General features: G+C 73.0%; 17 protein-coding genes and 1 pseudogene. 4 read left to right on the top strand and 14 right to left on the bottom strand.

Annotated features, from left to right (window positions below; all coding sequences use genetic code 11):
• Positions 1–114: 114 nt before the first annotated feature.
• Complete coding sequence (locus MOPEL_RS04635) at positions 115–1,440, top strand: hypothetical protein (protein ID WP_009481698.1); 1,326 nt, start codon at positions 115–117, stop codon at positions 1,438–1,440.
• On the opposite strand, the gene MOPEL_RS04640 is transcribed toward MOPEL_RS04635, so the two are convergent.
• Genes MOPEL_RS04640 through MOPEL_RS04650 form a run of 3 tightly spaced genes read right to left on the bottom strand, consistent with a single transcriptional unit; the run spans position 1,407 to position 2,753 of the window.
• On the bottom strand, positions 1,407–2,102 hold the full coding sequence (locus MOPEL_RS04640; protein ID WP_040632911.1) for a hypothetical protein: 696 nt from the start codon (positions 2,100–2,102) through the stop codon (positions 1,407–1,409). The two genes, MOPEL_RS04635 and MOPEL_RS04640, sit on opposite strands and share 34 nt — an antisense overlap.
• A 10-nt stretch (positions 2,103–2,112) precedes the next feature.
• On the bottom strand, positions 2,113–2,400 hold the full coding sequence (locus tag MOPEL_RS04645; protein WP_009481700.1) for a WXG100 family type VII secretion target: 288 nt from the start codon (positions 2,398–2,400) through the stop codon (positions 2,113–2,115).
• 11 nt (positions 2,401–2,411) lie between these two features.
• Positions 2,412–2,753, bottom strand: coding sequence for a WXG100 family type VII secretion target (locus MOPEL_RS04650; protein WP_009481701.1), 342 nt, complete (start codon positions 2,751–2,753; stop codon positions 2,412–2,414).
• 424 nt (positions 2,754–3,177) lie between these two features.
• On the opposite strand from MOPEL_RS04650, the gene MOPEL_RS18375 reads away from it, so the two are divergent.
• Positions 3,178–3,729: a VldE C-terminal domain-containing protein gene (locus MOPEL_RS18375; RefSeq protein WP_051992209.1), complete on the top strand. Its 552-nt coding sequence runs from the start codon at positions 3,178–3,180 to the stop codon at positions 3,727–3,729.
• A gap of 160 nt (positions 3,730–3,889) precedes the next feature.
• Here the strand turns inward: MOPEL_RS18375 and MOPEL_RS04660 are convergent, their stop codons facing one another.
• Entirely contained in the window at positions 3,890–4,156 is a 267-nt protein-coding gene (locus MOPEL_RS04660; protein WP_009481703.1) for a hypothetical protein, read from the bottom strand.
• Between the two features lie 439 nt (positions 4,157–4,595).
• Between MOPEL_RS04660 and MOPEL_RS04665 the strand changes: the two genes are divergently transcribed.
• Entirely contained in the window at positions 4,596–5,105 is a 510-nt protein-coding gene (locus MOPEL_RS04665; RefSeq protein ID WP_009481704.1) for a DUF3145 domain-containing protein, read from the top strand.
• A gap of 320 nt (positions 5,106–5,425) precedes the next feature.
• Here MOPEL_RS04665 and MOPEL_RS04670 read toward each other — a convergent pair whose 3' ends face one another.
• The 10 genes and pseudogenes from MOPEL_RS04670 to fdhD form a co-directional block, all read right to left on the bottom strand.
• Positions 5,426–6,580: a cation diffusion facilitator family transporter gene (locus MOPEL_RS04670; RefSeq protein WP_083841735.1), complete on the bottom strand. Its 1,155-nt coding sequence runs from the start codon at positions 6,578–6,580 to the stop codon at positions 5,426–5,428.
• 119 nt (positions 6,581–6,699) lie between these two features.
• On the bottom strand, positions 6,700–7,947 hold the full coding sequence (locus MOPEL_RS04675; protein WP_009481706.1) for a beta-ketoacyl-[acyl-carrier-protein] synthase family protein: 1,248 nt from the start codon (positions 7,945–7,947) through the stop codon (positions 6,700–6,702).
• Between the two features lie 101 nt (positions 7,948–8,048).
• Entirely contained in the window at positions 8,049–8,294 is a 246-nt protein-coding gene (locus tag MOPEL_RS04680; protein WP_040632966.1) for an acyl carrier protein, read from the bottom strand.
• Between the two features lie 155 nt (positions 8,295–8,449).
• Positions 8,450–9,496: a beta-ketoacyl-ACP synthase III gene (locus MOPEL_RS04685; protein ID WP_009481708.1), complete on the bottom strand. Its 1,047-nt coding sequence runs from the start codon at positions 9,494–9,496 to the stop codon at positions 8,450–8,452.
• Positions 9,493–10,494 carry an ACP S-malonyltransferase gene (locus tag MOPEL_RS04690; RefSeq protein ID WP_051992210.1) on the bottom strand — a complete coding sequence of 334 codons (1,002 nt, stop codon included), beginning with the start codon at positions 10,492–10,494 and terminating at the stop codon, positions 9,493–9,495. Before MOPEL_RS04690 ends, MOPEL_RS04685 begins: the two co-directional genes overlap by 4 nt.
• Before the next feature lie 187 nt (positions 10,495–10,681).
• Positions 10,682–11,869 (bottom strand): PucR family transcriptional regulator, encoded by a 1,188-nt coding sequence (locus tag MOPEL_RS04695; protein ID WP_040632970.1) that lies wholly within the window; start codon positions 11,867–11,869, stop codon positions 10,682–10,684.
• 304 nt (positions 11,870–12,173) lie between these two features.
• A complete protein-coding gene (locus tag MOPEL_RS18915) occupies positions 12,174–12,377 on the bottom strand; it encodes a hypothetical protein (RefSeq protein ID WP_083841736.1) in 204 nt (67 codons plus the stop codon).
• Positions 12,358–12,993 (bottom strand): annotated as a pseudogene (locus MOPEL_RS18920) (Ldh family oxidoreductase); the annotation flags it as partial. The pseudogene MOPEL_RS18920 and the gene MOPEL_RS18915, both read right to left, overlap by 20 nt.
• 54 nt (positions 12,994–13,047) lie before the next feature.
• Entirely contained in the window at positions 13,048–15,816 is a 2,769-nt protein-coding gene (gene aceE / locus MOPEL_RS04700; protein WP_009481711.1) for a pyruvate dehydrogenase (acetyl-transferring), homodimeric type, read from the bottom strand.
• A 196-nt stretch (positions 15,817–16,012) separates the two neighbouring features.
• On the bottom strand, positions 16,013–16,858 hold the full coding sequence (fdhD, locus tag MOPEL_RS04705; RefSeq protein WP_009481712.1) for a formate dehydrogenase accessory sulfurtransferase FdhD: 846 nt from the start codon (positions 16,856–16,858) through the stop codon (positions 16,013–16,015).
• 155 nt (positions 16,859–17,013) lie between these two features.
• Here fdhD and MOPEL_RS04710 point away from each other — a divergent pair, with 155 nt between their 5' ends.
• A complete protein-coding gene (locus MOPEL_RS04710; RefSeq protein ID WP_009481713.1) occupies positions 17,014–17,436 on the top strand; it encodes a DUF3052 domain-containing protein in 423 nt (140 codons plus the stop codon).
• Positions 17,437–17,520 lie beyond the last annotated feature (84 nt).

Genomic DNA, 17,520 nt, shown 5'->3' on the forward strand with positions numbered 1-17,520 from the left:
GTCGGGTCGTGATGTCGTCCCCAGCCTCGACGCCGGGTCGTCCGTCGTGGGCACCACGCGGAGAAGGCCTGGGGATACGCTCGCGTCCCCTCCCACGAAAGCGGCGAACACGAGATGACTGCCTCGATCCGCCGGGTCGTCCGGCTCACCGTCCTCCTCCCCGACGACCGCGTCGACGTCGCGGTCGCCGACGACGCCGTCGGCGCCGAGGTCGTGCGCGTCGCGCGCGCCGCCTCCCGCACACCCGTCGGTGGCGGTGACGTCGACGGATGGGTCCTCCTCCACCCCACCGCCGGGCCGATCCCCCTCGACGCGACCCTGCAGGAGTCGCTCGGCCGGGGGCGGGGCCCGGCCGACGGGGAGGTCCTCACCCTCGCTCCACGGGGCGCTGCGGACACGGCTCCTCCCGTCGACGACGTCGCCGAGCACTCCGCCGCCCTCCTCACGCCTCGGGGAGAGCCCCTCGGCCCGCGACTCGCGGCGACGATCGCCGTCCTCGTCCCGGTCGTCGCCGGTGGCGTGGCGTGGGCCAACGGCCGCGACGTGCGCGCGGTGGCCGTCGCCGGCCTCCTCATCGCGCTCGCGACGGCACTGTGGGGGCGTCTCCGGCCCGAGACCGGCGTCGTCGCCGTGCCCGTCGTCGGGGTCATGGGGGCGGCCGGAGCGCTCGCGGCCTCGGGGACCGGCCCCACCTGGGCGCTCGTCGCCGCCTGCGGTGCGCTCGTGCTCTGTGGGGTCCTCCTCCTGCCGACCGAACCCCGTCTGCGACCGTGGCTTCTCGCCGCGACCGCCACGGGCGCGCTCGCCGGGACCGCCGCGCTCGGGGACGCCGTCCTGCCCCGCCCGGGGGGCCTCGCTCCCGCAGCCCTCGCCGCCGCTCTGCTCGTGACGACGGCGACCCGGATCTCGCTCACCACCTCCGGCCTCGGCCGCCTCGACGACCGCGTCGCCCGCGGCGAGTACGTCGGTGAGGCCGGTGTGACCGCTGCGGTCGCGCGGGCGTCGGACGATCTTGCGGCGCTGCTCTGGCCGGCCTCGACGGCGGCGGTGCTCCTCGCCGCCCCGCTGGCGGCGACGGGACGCTGGGGTCTGTGCACCGCGCTCGCCCTCGCGCTCGTCGTGGGCACCGGGGCGAGGTCGATGATGCGGCCGCGGCACGTCACGCCGCTCGTGCTCGGTGGCGGACTCGCGGCCGTCGCCGTCGCGATGTGGGGGATGGGGGAGGCCTCCCCGAGAGCGATCCCCGCCGCCGTCACGGCACTCGCCGTGCTCGTCGGGATCGGCGGGGCGGGTGCGGGTGCCGGGCTCCACCCCGTGACGGTGAGCCGGTTGCGGCAGGCCGCGGACGTCGTGGGGAAGGCCGCGGTGCTCGCCGTCCCGCTCCTCGTCCTCGGCGTGTACGACCTCTACCGCGTGGTCTGGTCCGCCTCGCCGTTCTGAGCGGGTGGGGCGGCCGCTCCCGGTGCGATCCACGACCCGTAGGGGCGGGCACCGGTCTCGCCCGGGGAGGGGGCGGTCGACCCGGCGCCGTGCGAGGGACCCCCCAACGCCGGAGGGACGGGCCCGGGCACCGGTCGACCGGCGCCCTCCTGCGGGGCGGGCCCCGAACGGGCCGAGGAGTCGGGGGAACCCTGGGTCTCCGAGACGCCCGAGGTCGCGGGACGCGCGCCGGGGAGGTGCCGGTGGACCGCGGAACCGACGGCCGTGCCGCCGAGGGCGAGCGCGGCGAGGACGACGCCGACGGCGGCGGTGCGCCACGTCGGTCCGGGCCGGGGGGCGGTCGTGCCGCGACGGAGGGCGTTGCCGAGGCGGGTACGCCGGATGCGGTGCTCATCGACGACGTCGTGGTCGTCGAGCACCGGACTCGCGAGGTCGGCCGGGGCATCCGCGGTGGACGCGACCACCGTCGACCGGTCGGAGGCGCCCGCAGCGGGGTCGTCGACCCCGTCGGCATGGGCGACAGGAAGGGGCCCCGGCACGGCCGTACCCGTCCGCCGCGCGGACGACGCCGGTCCGAGGACGGCTCGGGCGTCGGATCCGCCACGAGACGCGTGTCCGGCGCCCGGCACGAGGCCGGACGCCGGACGCGGGGAGATGGTCATCGGGGATCGCTCACCCGGCGAGCATCGACCGCACCTGCTGGCGCATGCGGTCCACGGCCTGCGTGTTCGTGTTGAGCGCCTGGGTGATGCGGGTGAGGATCTCGTGGATCTCCCGCGCCGCGTTGTCCCAGCGGCGCTGGATGTCCTGGTAGAGGAGCTTCTCGTCGCCCTCCCAGCCCGCGCAGGCCCCGGCGACATAGGACGACAGCTCCTGCAGCGTCTGCTCGAGCTGGGCGGCGGTGGCGCGAAGGCCGGCCTCGGCCTCGCCTGCGGCGGCGGAGTCGTAACTGACGATCATGGCGGTCTCCCTCAGCCTCGGAACGAGCCGGCGGACCAGTCGACGGACTGGCCGACCTGGCGCAACGCCTGCGCCTGGTCGGTCTCGCCCGTGTCGTAGACCGCCGCGGACGTGGCGACCCGGGTGCGGATGTCGTCGAGGGCGCGGTTGAGCTCGGTGCCTGCGCTCTGCCAGTGCGCCTGGACCTCGCGGAAGGACGCGAACGAGGCACCCTTCCACACGGCGGGCAGCCCGGCGAGGGAGGTGCCGAACTTCTGCAGGGCGACGTTCATCGACCGGTGGGTGGCGTCGAGGTTGGCGGCGTGTCTCGCGACCGCGCCGTCGGAGACGGAGTAGCGGGTGCTCATGCTCATGGAGTCCTCCGGGAGTGGCTGGGATCTCCCACGCTAGGGAGAGCCGCCGTTCCCGATCGGGCCCCGCCCTGACCCTGTGGACAACGACGCCGCCCCACCGAGGGTGGGGAGGACACCTCGGTCACCCACGGACCGGGCGATGGCGAGCACCATGCGGAGCCTGGAAGGACGCGACCCTTCCCGACGCCCGCGACGGCGACATGGGCCCGGCCGGCCGACGCCGCCCGGCCTCGTCTTCCCGACCCTCGACACGTCCCCCGAGGGGACGCCACGCCACCGGCAGGCCCCTCCCGGCATCCGGGCGTCCGTCCTTCTGCTTCGGCCCCGGTACCCGTCGGCGGAGGACCATTTCTTCGTCAGGCCCCCGTCAAGAACCCCCGGGAAGCGACCTCGCCCGGTCGGGCCTCGGTCACCCTCGATGACCATGAGCCGTTTTCCCCTGAACGGTCTCGCCCGCTCCGTCGCCGTGACCGCAGCCAGTGCTGCCCTCCTCGTGACGACCGCCGGCCTGACCGCACCCCCCGCGTCCGCCCGTTCCTCCTGGGTCCCGCCGTCGGTCCGACTCGCCGAGACGGTGGCGAACCACCCGCAGTCGGCGTTCGAGTGCCGCCTCATCGACACCCCCGGAAGCCGGGGGCTGCGCAACTGGCCGTCGGCCGTGCGTTCCCGGATCGCCGCGCAGTTCGGCCTCACGGACATCGGTGGCTACCGCCCGGGCGAGGGCAGGAGCGACCATCACAGCGGCCGCGCCCTCGACATCATGGTGCGCGGTGACGCCGGCACCGAGGTCGCCGAGTGGGTCCGCGCCCACGCGGGTGAGCTCAACGTCAAGTACGTCATCTGGCAGCAGGGCTACTGGCAGCCCGGCATGAACGGCTACCGCCCGATGAAGGACCGCGGCAGTGAGACGGCGAACCACTGGGACCACGTCCACGTGTCGTTCTACCGCGGCTCGGGCACCTGCCCCTTCCGCTGACCCCGTTCCCGCCCTCCGGATGCCACGACGACCCGGCCCCTCCAGGGGCCGGGTCGTTCGTCGTGTGGGGGCGTCGCCCTGTCCGGCCCGGAGGCCCGCGCGTCGTCGCCCGGTGCGGCCTTCGCGGGGCCGCTCGACAGGTTCCGTTCGAGCTGCGCCGTCAGGCGTCGGCGAGCGTGAGGCCGATCGTCGAGAGCAGCTCGTACGGCGGGATCTTCGTGCCGCCGGAGGCGATCGCGAGGAGCGCCGAGGCGAGGCTCGCCATCGCCGAGGTGAGGATGAGCGGATCCTGCTCGTCCATCTCGTCACGGAGGACGTCGACGTACTCGTTGACCGTGCAGCCACCGTCCATGCTCTGAAGCCGGGCCGTGAGGATCGCCATCGCGCTCTGCATGCCGGGCGCCGGCGTCGTGGTGTTCTTGTTCATGGGTGTGTCCTCCCCGGTTCTTCGGGCGCTTCCGCCTCCCCCCGCGGTCGCGGCTTCGTCCGCGTCTGCCCGTCGGTGGACAGTGAATCGCACGTCTTGATCGGGTGTCCAGCAGAAAGAGCACGAATGGGATGCATCAGGTCATCCGACCTGGTCAGACGTTCAGGAGCGCCCGTACGGCCGACCTGGCGTTCTCTTTCTCGCCTTACCGGATCTTGACCCGGCAGGGGGTTGGTGGTGGGGGTGTCGCTGGGGCACAATGAAACGACATCGCCGGAATTCATATTTCTCCGATGTGTCACAGACGCGTTCGTGGGTCTTCGCCCGCGTCGCCATATATCGAGTTTCATCGGGCCTTCGGGTCCCGTCACGGTTCGGTCCGTCCGTGTCCTGCATCGAGGTCGTTGGGGAAGACGTCCCTCACACGCAGGAGGTCCGGATGTCTGTCGCGCCGTCGACGTTGATGACCACTGGGATGGTGTTCGTTCACTCCACCCCGGTGGCCTTGTGCCCCCATATCGGGTGGGCACTGGATACCGTGCTGGGTCAGCCCATCCGTCTGGACTGGCAGCCCCAGCGGCTCGGTCGTTCCCTCATGCGTGCCCAGTTCGCCTGGGGTGGTGAGGCGGGCACCGGTGCGCGCCTGGCCAGTGTCATGCGCGCATGGGAGAGCGTGCGTTTCGAGGTCACCGAGGACGCCAGCCCGGGCTGCGACGGCTCCCGCTGGTGTCACACGCCGAGCCTCGGCATCCACCACACGTGGCTCGCCGCCAACGGCGACGCCGTCGTCAACGAGGACCGGCTGCGTGCGGTCCTCCGTTCCGCCGACGGCCCCGCGCTGCGCGAGGAACTCGACCGCGCACTCGGCACCGCGTGGGACGCCGAGCTCGACCCCTTCCGTCACGCCGGTGACGGCGCGCCCACGCGGTGGCTGTACCGCGTGAGCTGATCATCCGTCCCCCTTGGGGGTGCCGGGACACCGTCTGCGTGGACGTCCCGGGTGACGTGGTGGTGAGGTCGCGCACCGACCCATGGGGATGGGGCCGGTTCGCGGCGAGGCACCGTCCGCGTCGGCAACGACAGAGCCGTCCGGGACCCTCGGGGGATCCCGGGCGGCTTCGTCGTCCCGGCACACCGTCGAGGGGCCAGCCGGGAGGCATCCCGGCGAGGACGACCCAGGGCTCGCCGGGGCGGCGGGAGTGGCTCGCCGTGCGCCGGGGCGGGTGCGCACCCGAACCGCGCCGGGGAGTCGTCCGTCGGGAGCGCGGCTCAGTGCGCGCCGTGCTCGTGGGCGGCGTGCGCGGCGGGTTCGAGCTGGAACGTCGAGTGCTCGACGTCGAAGTGTCCGGCGAGGCAGTCCTGCACTTCGTCGAGGAGACGCGGGGCGTGTCCGTCGTGGAAGCAGGAGTCGTCGACGACGACGTGGGCCGAGAGGGCGGGCAGGTCGCTCGAGACGCTCCAGGCATGGAGGTCGTGGACGGCGTGGACGTGGTCGAGCGCGAGGAGATGGGCGCGGACCGCGTCGAGGTCGACCCCGGGCGGGGTGCCCTCGAGCAGCACGGTGCCGGTGTCGCGGAGCAGACCGGTGGCGGCACGGAGCATGAGGGCGCACACGAGCAGCGAGGCGATCGCGTCGGCACGGGTCCATCCCGTGAGGAGGATGACGACGCCGGCGAGCAGCGTCGCGACGAACCCGTAGAGGTCGGTGAGGATGTGCTGGTAGGCGCCCTCGACGTTGAGGCTCGACCGGTTGGCGCGGGCGACGATCCAGGCGACGACGACGTTGACGACGATCCCCACGGCGGCGACGACGAGGACGGGGCCGCCTGCGACCGGGGGCGGGGCGACGAGGCGGCGGACGCTCTCGACCGCGAGGGCGAGCCCCACGACGAGGAGGGTCGCGCCGTTGACGGCGGCGGAGAGGATCTCGGCGCGACGCCACCCCCACGTGAACTGCTCCGAGGCCGGACGCCGCACGAGGCGGGTCGCCCACCACGCCATCGCGAGGGCGCCGACGTCGGAGAGCATGTGGCCCGCGTCGGAGAGGAGCGCGAGGGATCCCGAGGAGAGACCGACGACGACCTCGCCGACGAGGAACACGAAGAGGAGCACGAGAGCGAGAGCGAGCGGGCGCGCCTGCGCGTCCGGGGTGACGCCGTGATGGTGGCCCGCATGGTCGTGGCCGGTACCGTCGTGAGCTCCGAGGCGACGATGCGCGTGGGCGTGGCGACTCGCGCCGTCGGAACGCGTGGTGGCCGCGCGGCCGGTGTCCTGTTCATGGCCGGGGCCCGAGGAGGGCGAGTCGTGCGGCACACCGGCCCGGTCCCCGCGGGACGTCGGTGCGCCTCCGTCCACCGCTGTGCACCGGCCGCCCGCGGCGCGGGGTGGGGGCAGGGCGCACCCGCCGTTCGAGCAGGTGGTCATGATCCTCCTTCCTCGCGACGGTCGCCTCCGGTCACGGGAGGATCGGTGTCTCCCACACCACCTCCCGTGACCCGGCCGCTGCCCCGCCCCTCGTGGGGGGCAGCGGCCGGGCGGTGAGGTCAGACGCTGCGGAAGGCGAGGGCGACGTTGCAGCCGCCGAAGCCGAAGCTGTTGTCGAGGGCCACGATATCACCGGAGGGGAGCGGGCGAGGCTGCCCGACGACGACGTCGAGGTCGATGGCCGGGTCCTTGTCGTCGAGGTTGATCTGCGCCGGGGCGATGCGTTCGGCGAGGGCCTTGACGGTGAAGATCGCCTCGAGGGCGCCGGCGGCGCCGAGGAGGTGGCCGGTCATCGACTTGGTCGCGCTGACGGCGAGGTGGTCGATGCGGTCGTCGAACGCGGCGTGGATCGCCTTGCACTCGGCGATGTCGCCGACGGGCGTGGAGGTCGCGTGGGCGTTGACGTGCACGACCTCGCGGGGGTCGATGTCGCCGAGCTCCATCGCCTGTCGCATCGCGGCGGAGGCGCCGATGCCCTCCGGCTCGGGGGCGGCGGCGTGGAAGGCGTCGTTCGTCAGTCCGGCAGAGACGAGTTCGGCGTAGATGCGGGCACCGCGCGCCTTGGCGTGCTCCTCGGTCTCGAGGACGAGCATGGCTGCACCCTCGGCGATGACGAACCCGTCGCGGCCGACGTCGTAGGGCCGGGAGGCGCGCTGCGGTTCGTCGTTGCGGGTGGAGAGCGCCTGCATCGCGGCGAACCCGCCGATGGGCAGGGGGTGGATCGCGGCCTCGGTTCCGCCGGCGACGACCATGTCGGCGCGTCCCTCGCGGATCGTGCGGATTCCGCTGGCGATGCCTTCGGCGCCCGAGGCGCAGGCGCTCACGGGGGTGTGGCCGCCGCCGCGGGCCTCGAGGTCCATCGCGACGGCGCCGGTGGGGGAGTTGACGAGGAGCATGGGGACCGACGTCGGCATGACGCGACGCGGGCCGCGGGTGCGCAGGGCCTCCCAGGCGGTGATGAGCGTGTCGATGCCGCCGATGCCGGATCCGACGGCGACGGCGAGGCGCTCGGGTTCGATCCCCGGGGCGCCGGCGTCGGCCCAGGCCTCACGGGCCGCGATGAGGGCGTACTGGGCGCACGGGTCCTGACGGCGGACCTCGACGCGGGTGAGGACGTCGGAGGAGGGCACGGCGAGGGTCGCGCCCATCGTCACGGGGAGGGAATACTCGGCCACCCAGTCGGCGTCGAGGGCGCGGGCGCCGGAGGTGCCGGCCAGGAGCGCGTCCCACGTGGAGGGCACGTCACCGCCGAGGGGCGTCGTCGCGCCGAGGCCGGTGACGACGATGCGGTCACGGGTGGTGGACATGGTGGATTCCTCCTGCGGGACGTGCGGGGTTCGGCGGGTGCGTGGGGTGAGGGGCGGCGGATCGTCGGGCCGGGCGTGGGGCCCGGCCCGACGATCGGTGCTCAGGCCTGGGCGTTCTTGACGTAGTCGACGGCGTCGCCGACGGTGCGGAGGTCCTTGACGGCCTCGTCGGGGATCTTCACGCCGAACTTGTCCTCGGCCTCGACGACGATCTGCATCATCGAGAGCGAGTCGATGTCGAGGTCCTCCTGGAAGGACTTGTCGCGCTCGACGGCGCTCGTGTCGAGGCCGGTCTCGGCGTTGATGATCTCGGCGAGGCCCGCGAGGATCTCCTGGTCGGACGTGATGGTGGCCATGGGGTTCTTCTCCTTGTGTCGGTGCTGCTGGTGGTCGTGCTGCTGGGCTGGTGCGGATTGCGGTGCGTACGTGGGGTCCCGACGTACGGCGGGGGATCAGGGGCGGCAGGCCCGGTGCGGGGTGCGCAGGCGGGCGGGAGGGGCGTTCACGGGACGCGGACCACCTGCCCGGCCCAGGCGAGTCCGGCCCCGAACCCGAGGAGGAGCGCGAGGTCGCCGGAGCGTGCCCGGCCCTCGCGTCGGAGGCGGGTGAGGGCGAGAGGGACGGACGCGGCGGAGGTGTTCGCCATGTCGACGAGGTCGTCGCGGGCGACGACGACGTGGTCGGGCAGGTGCATCCGCTTGACCATCGCGTCGATGATGCGGACGTTGGCCTGGTGTGGGACGAACACGTCGAGGTCGTCGGCGGTGATCCCGGCGGTCGCGAGGACGTCGGCGGCGACGGCGGCGACGTGGGTCACGGCCCACCGGAACACGGCCGGCCCCTCCATGCCGATCGAGGGGAACGGTGCGAGGTCGTCGGGGACGACGCCGGAGTCGCGCATCGTCTCCCAGTCGTGACGGACCTGCGTCCAGTCACGCGTCTGGGCGATCTGACCGGCGCCGGCGCCGTCGGCGCCGAGGAACGAGGCGGAGATGCCGGGGGAGTCGGACGGGCCGACGACCGCGGCGGCGGCGCCGTCGCCGAAGATGAACGCCGTCGTGCGGTCGTGGGGGTCGCGGAAGTCGGAGAACTTCTCGGTGCCGACGACGAGGACGTGGCGGGCCGAGCCGGCGCGCACGGCGTCGTCGGCGACGGCGACGCCGTAGCAGAACCCGGCGCAGGCGGCGCCGAGGTCGTAGGCGGCGGCGCGGTGGGCACCGACCGCGTGCGCGACCATGGGGGCGGCGGCGGGGGTCTGCCAGGGGTGGGTGATCGAGGCGACGACGACGAGGTCGACGTCCTCGGCGGTGATGCCGGCGTCGTCGAGCGCGGCGCGGGCGGCCGTGGCGGACATCGTCACGACCGTCTCCTCGGCCGTGGCGAGGCGGCGGGCGGCGATGCCCGATCGGTCGCGGATCCACTCGTCGCTGCTGTCGATCGCCTCGACGATCTCGCTGTTGGGGACGACGTGGGCCGGGCGGAAGTCGCCAAGGCCGAGGATCGCCGTGAACTCGTGTCCGCGGCGCTGCGCGAGGCGCACCTCGCTCACGGCCGGCCGTCCCGGGCGGTGACGCCGGCACCCACGGGCTGCGGCGACGCGTCGACGGCGCTGGCGTGCTCGGCGACGAACGCCCGTGCCTCGTCGAGCGACTCGGGACCGGTGAGCGCGCAGAGCGCGACGCCCTTGAGTCCGCGCTTGGCAAGTCCGACGAGGGTGCCGGAGGGGACGAGCTCGAGGATGCCGGTGACGCCGAGGGCGGCGAACCGCTCCATGCAGAGATCCCAGCGGACGGGGTTGCTCACCTGGTCGACGAGTCGACGGAGGAACTCGGCACCGGACGTGACGGGCTCGCCGTCACGGTTGGAGACGATCGGCACGACGGGGTCGGCGACGGCCGCGGTGGCCGCGGCCTGCGCGAGCGCGTCGACGGCCGGGGCCATCCAGCGGGTGTGGAACGCGCCGGCGACGGAGAGTGGGACGACCCGGGTGCGGGCGGGAGGTTCGGCGGCGAGGGCCGCGAGGGCCTCGAGGTCGCCGGCGGCGACGATCTGTCCCGCGCCGTTGACGTTCGCGGGGGTGAGTCCGTGACTCTCGATCGCGGCGAGGACCTCCTCGGGGCGACCGCCGAGGGCGGCGCTCATCCCGGTGGGGTGGGCAGCGCTCGCCTGCGCCATGGCGCGCCCGCGGACACCGACGAGCGAGAGGGCCTCGGCCGGGGTGAGGGCGCCGGCGAGCGCGGCGGCCGTGAACTCGCCGACGGAGTGACCGGCGACGGCGACGGCGGGGGGCACGCGGAGGGCATCGTCCGTGCCGTCGGGGTCGAGGAGGGCAGCGTGGCTCAGGAGGCCGCTCGCGACGATGAGCGGCTGGGCGACCGCGGTGTCGCGGATCGTCTCGGCGTCGGACGTCGTGCCGTGGGCGAGGAGGTCGAGGCCGGCCGCGTCGGCGTACGACTCGAGCCGGGCCTGCATGCCGGGCAGCTCGAGCCACGAGGAGAGGAGACCGGGGACCTGGGAGCCCTGTCCAGGGCAGGCGATGACGAGCACTCGTTCAGCCTCCCGGACGAGCGTCTGCCGGTCAGTCTCGGACGGTGACAATTACCGACGGGTCTTTTGGAGGAATCCTCCAACTCGTGGGGCGCGTGTGGCTGCGACGCCGGGAACGACGGAGACCTGCGACCGCTCATACGAGGCCTCTCGGCATCCGGTGGCGACGGGGCAGGATTCAGTCGATTCAGTCGCCGGTGCGCCCGGAGCCGTGGAACCGCTTCTCGGAGTGCGCGAGCCGCCCGAGCGCGATGCCGGTCGCGAGGACGTGCGCCTCGCGGGGCGAGGTGGGGTCGAGCCCGACGAGGTCGCCGACGCGGCCGAGGCGGTACCGGACCGTGTTGGCGTGGACGAACAGGGACCGCGCGGTGGCCTCGAGGACCCGGCCGCACTCGAGGTAGGCCTCGACGGTGGCGAGGAGATCCCCGCCTGCGGCCTGGAGCGGGGTGAACGTACGGTCGACGAGGTGGGCGCGGGCGGGCCGCTCGCCGAGGAGGACCCGCTCGGGGAGGAGGTCGTCGGCCTCGACGAGGCGTGGTGCGCCGGGCCAGGCGGGGGCGGCGAGGAGTCCGGACATCGCGGCCCGGGCGGAGCGTCCGGCGGCGAAGAGCCGGGGCACGACGGGGCCGACGGCGACCGGCCCGTCTCCGAAGTGCGGGGCGAGGGCGGCGACGGCCTCGCGCACCTCCGCTCCGCCGAGCACGGCGACGAGGGTGCGCCCCTGGACGCCGAGGAGGCAGGCGAGGCCGCGTCGTTCGGCGTCGCGGCGCAGGGCGTCCATCCCGATGTCGGTGTGGTCGGGGGCGCGCCCGACCGCGACGAGGACGGGTGCCGTGTCGGCCCACCCGAGGGCGTTGGCGCGCAGCGAGATGTCCTCGTCGGTGTCGCCCCGCAGCAGCGCGTCGACGACGAGCGACTCCAGCCGGGCGTCCCACGCTCCGCGCCGTTCGTAGGCATGGGCGTAGACGTGCGCCGCGGCGAACGCGACCTCGCGGGAGTACCGGAGGATCGTCTCCGAGAGTGCCATCTCCTCACCCGGGGCGGCGAGGTCGTCGACCTTGGACTCGACGACCTCGAGGACCCCACGGATGAGGTCGAGGGTCTGCGAGAGGGAGATCGAGCGGGTGAGCTCGGTGGGGGCGGCGCCGAAGACGACCGAGCGGAGGCGGGCGGTCTCGTCCAGGCCCTTGCACCACCGGAGGAACGAGGTGAGGCCCGTGTGGGCCACGAGGGAGACCCACGACCGTTCCTGGGCGGGCAGCGCCCGGTACCACGGGAGGGTCGCCTCGAGGTGGCCGTTCGCGGCGGTGGTGAGTGCGCCGATCGAGCGTTCGAGGCGCTGGATGGTCTCCTCCCCGCACCTCGGTTCGCACATGGGCGTCACCCTAACCCGCCCGGCCGGGTGCCCCCGCGGTGGACGACGGGGCGCCCGGCCGGAGGGGGAGGACGGAACGCAGGAGGAGGGCTCGGGGTCGTCTGCCGTCGGGGCGTGGTCGGCGGACGACGGACGACGGACGACGGTCGGCGGACGACGGTCGGCGGACGACGGTCGGCGGACGACGGTCGGCGGACAGCGGTCGGCCGCAAGGTCGGCGGGGTCGCGACCTGCGCTGACGGTGACCTCCTCGATCTGCGCCCACATGGCCGGGGCGATCGTGATGCCGTCGTGGCCGAGCCGCTCACGGGAGCGGTGCTCGGGATCGCCGGGGAGGAGGACCTCCGCGGTGCTTTCGCGCACGTCGAGGACGCGGCCCAGCGACGGGTCGCCCGGCATGGTGGGCGACGCGCGTCTTGTCGAGGGCGAGGTGGCTGGTCGCGAAGTCCGCGAGCACGGTGCTGCCGTCGCCGCGGGGGGACGCCGGGGCGACGGGGTTGGTGCCCATCCGCGCGGCCGCGCCGTCGTGTGGGCGACGAGGTCTCGCCGGTGACGCTCACGAGGTGGATCGTCGCGGAGCCCGCAGCGGCGCACTGCTCGGCCCAGTGGCCGACCCGACCGATGTGGTGGGTACGGCGCAGACCGACGGCGGCGGCCTCGTGCGTCGCGGCCCGTTCGATGCCGAGACGCATCGCGTCGCGTGCCGTCACCTGGGCGGGACCCATCCCCGCGTCGAGGGTGACGACGACGCCGGTGTCGGCGACGACCTCCGGGTGGCGACCGAGGGGGAGGGGCCCCGCCGCGAGGGACGCCGCATACTCCGGGATCATCCCGACCCCGTGCCTCGGGTGGCCGGCGACCTCGGCGGCGACGAGGCGGTCGGCGAGTCGTCGGGCCTCCTCCGCGGGGCCACCGAGAGCCTGCCAGATCGCGAGCGTGACGGCGCGGAGGTGGTCCGGTGCGTGCGTGATCGTCGGGGCCGTCATGTCTTCGTCGGTATCGAGGCCGTCCTCCCGCCTCTCGCCTTGCCCCTGGTCACGGCCCCGTCGCGAGGCGTCCTGCACCTGTTCCGGGCCCCGCTGCTCCGGATCCGGCTTGCCCCCGGACGTGCGGACGCCCCGCATCCTCGAGGGGATGCGGGGCGTCCGGTCTCGCCTGGGCGAGGACGCGCGTACGGGTCAGCTCTCGCCGCCCGCATTGCCGGAGTCACCGGCGGTGACGTCGAGCAGCTTGTACTTGCTCGCCGCGGCGTGCGGCACCGAGTCCTCGACCTCGCCGCGCGCGGCGAGCATCTGCAGGGTGCGCACGACCATCGACGGGCCGTCGATGTGGAAGAACCGGCGCGCCGCCTGGCGGGTGTCGGAGAACCCGAAACCGTCCGCGCCGAGGGCGGAGAAGTCGCCGGGGACCCACGGGGCGATGAAGTCCTGCAGCTCGCTCGCGTAGTCGCTCGTCGCGACGACCGGGCCGGGGGCGTCCTCGAGGCACCGCGTGATCCACGGGGTGCGCTGGGGGGCATCGGGGTGGAGGAAGCGCTGCTCGTCGCAGGCCTTGGCCTCGCGGCGGAGTTCGCCCCAGCTCGTCACGCTCCACACGTCGGCGACGACACCCCAATCCTCCTCGAGGAGCTGCTGCGCCTCGAGGGCCCACGGCACGCCCACGCCGGAGGCGAGGAGCTGCGCACGCGGTGCGGAGTCGGGGTTGTCGAGGCCCCCGCCGTCACCGGCACGGAAGAGGTACATGCCGCGGAGGATCCCGTCGACGTCGACCTCGTCGGGCTCGGCCGGCTGCTGCATCGGCTCGTTGTAGACCGTGAGGTAGAAGATGACGTCCTCGGGGTCCTCGCCGAACATGCGCTCGAGGCCGCTCTCGACGATGTGCGCGATCTCGAACCCGAAGGCCGGGTCGTAGTGCACGACGGCCGGGTTCGTGTTGGCGAGCACGGGGGAGTGGCCGTCCATGTGCTGGAGGCCCTCACCGGTGAGGGTGGTGCGTCCGGCGGTGGCGCCGATGAGGAACCCGCGGCTCATCTGGTCGGCGGCCGCCCAGATCGCGTCGCCGGTGCGCTGGAAGCCGAACATCGAGTAGAAGACGTAGACGGGCAGCATCGGCTCGCCGTGTGTCGAGTAGCTCGTGCCGGCCGCGGTGAACGCGGCGACGGACCCGGCCTCGTTGATGCCGAGGTGGAGCATCTGCCCCGTCGCCGACTCCCTGTAGGCGAGCATGAGTTCCGCGTCGACGGCCGTGTAGTTCTGGCCGTGCGGGTTGTAGATCTTGCTCGTCGGGAAGAAGCTGTCCATCCCGAACGTGCGGGCCTCGTCGGGGATGATCGGCACGACGCGCTTGCCGAACTCCTTGTCGCGCATGAGGTCCTTGAGCAGCCGGACGAACGCCATCGTCGTCGCGACCTGCTGCTTGCCGGAGCCCTTCTTGAGCGAGCCGTAGGCGGAGGCGTCGGGCAGGTGGATGTGCTGCTTGCCGGAGCGGCGCTCGGGGACGAATCCACCGAGCTTCTCGCGGCGCTCCATCAGGTACTGGATGCGCTCGTCGTCGGGGCCGGGGTTGTAGTACGGCGGCTGGTACGGGTCGGCCTCGAGCTGCTCGTCGCTCACCGGGATGTGCAGGGTGTCGCGCAGCGCCTTGAGGTCGGCGAGGGCGAACTTCTTCATCTGGTGGGTGGCGTTGCGGCCCGCGAAGGAGCTGCCGAGGGTGAAACCCTTGATCGTCTTGGCGAGGATGACGGTCGGCTGGCCGGTGTGCCGCATCGCGCGGTCGTAGGCGGCGTACACCTTACGGTAGTCGTGACCGCCGCGGCGGAGCTTCCACCAGATGTCGTCGTCGGTCCAGTTCTCGACGAGCTTGCGGGTGCGCGGGTCGCGTCCGAAGAAGAAGTCGCGGACGTACTTGCCGTCGTTCGCGCGGAACGTCTGGTAGTCGCCGTCGGGCGTGCTGTTCATGAGGTGGACGAGCGCGCCCTGGCTGTCGGCGGCGAGGAGCTCGTCCCAGCCGCTGCCCCAGACGGTCTTGATGACGTTCCAACCCGCACCGCGGAAGAACGCCTCGAGCTCCTGGATGATCTTGCCGTTGCCGCGGACGGGCCCGTCGAGGCGCTGCAGGTTGCAGTTGACGACGAACGTGAGGTTGTCGAGCTCCTCCATCGCCGCCCACTGGAGGGCGCCGCGGCTCTCGACCTCGTCCATCTCGCCGTCGCCGAGGAACGCCCACACGTGCTGCTCGGACGTGTCCTTGATGCCGCGGTTGTGGAGGTACTTGTTGAACTGCGCCTGGTAGATCGCGTTGATCGGGCCGAGACCCATCGACACGGTGGGGAACTGCCAGAACTCCGGCATGAGCCGCGGGTGCGGGTAGCTCGGCAGGGCGAGCGGCCTGCCGTCGACGACGTGGCTGTGCTCCTGGCGGAACCCGTCGAGCTGCGCCTCGGGGATACGGCCCTCGAGGTAGGCGCGGGCGTACATGCCGGGGGAGGCGTGGCCCTGGAAGAAGACCTGGTCGCCGCCGCCGGGGTGGTTCTGACCGCGGAAGAAGTGGTTGAGGCCCACCTCGTAGAGGGTCGCGGCGGAGGCGTACGTGGAGATGTGGCCGCCGACGCCGACGCCGGGCCGCTGCGCACGGTGCACGAGGACGGCGGCGTTCCAGCGGATCAGACGGCGGAACGCGCGCTCCATGTCCTCGTCGCCGGGGAACCAGGGCTCCTGCTCGACGGGGATGGTGTTGACGTAGTCGGTCGTCGTGAGGGAGGGGACGCCCACCTGTCGCACGCGCGCGTGCTCGAGGAGGCTGAGCATGATGTAGCGGGCGCGCTGCTGACCGTGGGCGTCGATCAGAGCGTCGAGCGACTCACGCCATTCCTGGGTCTCCTGCGGATCGATGTCCGGGAAGTTGCTCGCGAGGCCGTTGATGATCGGGCCTTTGTCAACCGGTCGCACGGGGTGTCCTTTCTGCCGGTCACAGTCGCCGAAAGCGACCTTAGTCACGGTCAGAATAGTGCTCGCCGCACGCGCAGCGGTGCGCAGGGGCGCGTCGACGCGGCGTCGGGGGCCACCTGCGGCACGCGGTGGCGCGGCGCGTGACGCCGTGGGCGCCCTCGCGGCACGCGGTCCGCTCCCGGGGGCGGTGACGCGATCAGGAGACTCCGAGCCGTTCGGCCCCGGAGTACACGGTGAAGCGCGGCGGCCGCAGGAATCCGACGAGGGTGAGACCGGCGCGGTCGGCGAGATCGACCGCGAGGCTCGTCGGGGCGGACACCGCCGCCATGACGGGGACGCCGGCGAGGACGCACTTCTGCACGAGTTCGAAGCCCGCCCGCCCACTGACGAGGAGGACGTGGTCGCGCCGCAGGGACCGGCCCTCGCGTGCGGCCCACCCGACGAGCTTGTCGACGGCGTTGTGCCGACCGATGTCCTCGCGCAGCGCGACGAGGTCCCCGTCCGTCGTGAACAGCGCCGCGGCGTGGACCCCTCCGGTGCGGTCGAAGCCCACCTGGTGGGCGCGCATCGTGTCGACGAGACCGCAGAGCACCTCGGGGTCGACGCGGACGTCGCCGCCGCTCGCCCTCAGATCGGGCGTGTCGGCATTCATCACGGCCTCGATGCTCTCGGAGCCGCAGATGCCGCAGGCGCTCGAGGTGTAGCTGCGACGCGCCGAGACGCCTTCGGCGAGTTCGGCGCCGGGGGTGAGGGTCACTTCGACGACGTTGAACGTCGGGGAGCCGGACTCGTCGACGTCGGTGCAGTGCATCATCGCCGCCACGTCCTCGGCCTGCGAGATCGCGCGCTCGGACAGCAGCCAGCCGAGGGCGAGGTCGAAGTCGTCGCCGGGTGTGCGCATCGTCGTCGTGAGCGGGGTACCGTCGACACGGATCTCGAGGGGCTCCTCGACGGCGACGGTGTCGGGGCGGGGTCGCGTCGTGGGCCCCGAGGGGGTCGTGTCGACCCGTATCGCGGGGGTTCGCGCCGTCCGTCGGCCCACAGTCACATCCTCGTCCGGGGGCGTTCTCGCCCGCCTCCACGGGGGCGAATCGCCCGGCGATCGGGCCCGCGTGCTTGCAAGATCGCACGTGAGCCGCTGCACTAGAGTCGAAACGGTACATCGGGACGGCCAAGCCGCCCACTCATGAGAGGTTGATGCGCGTGGTTGGCACGTCCACGGCGGGTCCGGTTTCCAAACTGGGTCTGGCCGAAGACCAGGTAGTTCTCGAGCTCGGGTACGACGACGACGTCGACGACGAGCTCCGTTCCCAGATCGAGGCCGTCGTCGGCCGTGGCCTCGAGGACGAGGACTACGAGGAGGTCGTGGACGCGGTTCTGCTGTGGTGGCGCGACGACGACGGTGATCTCACCGACGCACTGGTCGACGCCCTCGTCACGCTCGAGGACCACGGCTTCATCGTCCTGCTCACTCCCAAGGTGGGTCTCGACGGTGACGTCGACGCGAGCGACGTGGCCGAGGCCGCCGAGACGGCGGGGCTCCACGCGTCCGTGAGCGTCAACCTCACCCCGGAGTGGTCGGCGACGCGCCTCGTGGCGCCCAGGACGAACCGCCGCTGACGAGTCGGGGGCCGCTCCGCGACTCGCCGCTCTCGGGCTCTCCCGAGCGCAGGCGAGGAGCGAACGTTCTTGGCAGACTGGGGG

It is taken from the genome of Mobilicoccus pelagius NBRC 104925 (assembly GCF_000247995.1).
Lineage (GTDB): Bacteria > Actinomycetota > Actinomycetes > Actinomycetales > Dermatophilaceae > Mobilicoccus > Mobilicoccus pelagius.

Coding starts and splice junctions, on each gene's coding strand:
- MOPEL_RS04635 (WP_009481698.1), top strand. CDS start 115: ATGACTGCCTCGATCCGCCGGGTCGTCCGGCTCACCGTCCTCCTCCCC.
- MOPEL_RS04640 (WP_040632911.1), bottom strand. CDS start 2,102: ATGACCATCTCCCCGCGTCCGGCGTCCGGCCTCGTGCCGGGCGCCGGA.
- MOPEL_RS04645 (WP_009481700.1), bottom strand. CDS start 2,400: ATGATCGTCAGTTACGACTCCGCCGCCGCAGGCGAGGCCGAGGCCGGC.
- MOPEL_RS04650 (WP_009481701.1), bottom strand. CDS start 2,753: ATGAGCATGAGCACCCGCTACTCCGTCTCCGACGGCGCGGTCGCGAGA.
- MOPEL_RS18375 (WP_051992209.1), top strand. CDS start 3,178: ATGAGCCGTTTTCCCCTGAACGGTCTCGCCCGCTCCGTCGCCGTGACC.
- MOPEL_RS04660 (WP_009481703.1), bottom strand. CDS start 4,156: ATGAACAAGAACACCACGACGCCGGCGCCCGGCATGCAGAGCGCGATG.
- MOPEL_RS04665 (WP_009481704.1), top strand. CDS start 4,596: ATGTCTGTCGCGCCGTCGACGTTGATGACCACTGGGATGGTGTTCGTT.
- MOPEL_RS04670 (WP_083841735.1), bottom strand. CDS start 6,580: ATGACCACCTGCTCGAACGGCGGGTGCGCCCTGCCCCCACCCCGCGCC.
- MOPEL_RS04675 (WP_009481706.1), bottom strand. CDS start 7,947: ATGTCCACCACCCGTGACCGCATCGTCGTCACCGGCCTCGGCGCGACG.
- MOPEL_RS04695 (WP_040632970.1), bottom strand. CDS start 11,869: ATGTGCGAACCGAGGTGCGGGGAGGAGACCATCCAGCGCCTCGAACGC.
- MOPEL_RS18915 (WP_083841736.1), bottom strand. CDS start 12,377: ATGGGCACCAACCCCGTCGCCCCGGCGTCCCCCCGCGGCGACGGCAGC.
- MOPEL_RS04710 (WP_009481713.1), top strand. CDS start 17,014: ATGCGCGTGGTTGGCACGTCCACGGCGGGTCCGGTTTCCAAACTGGGT.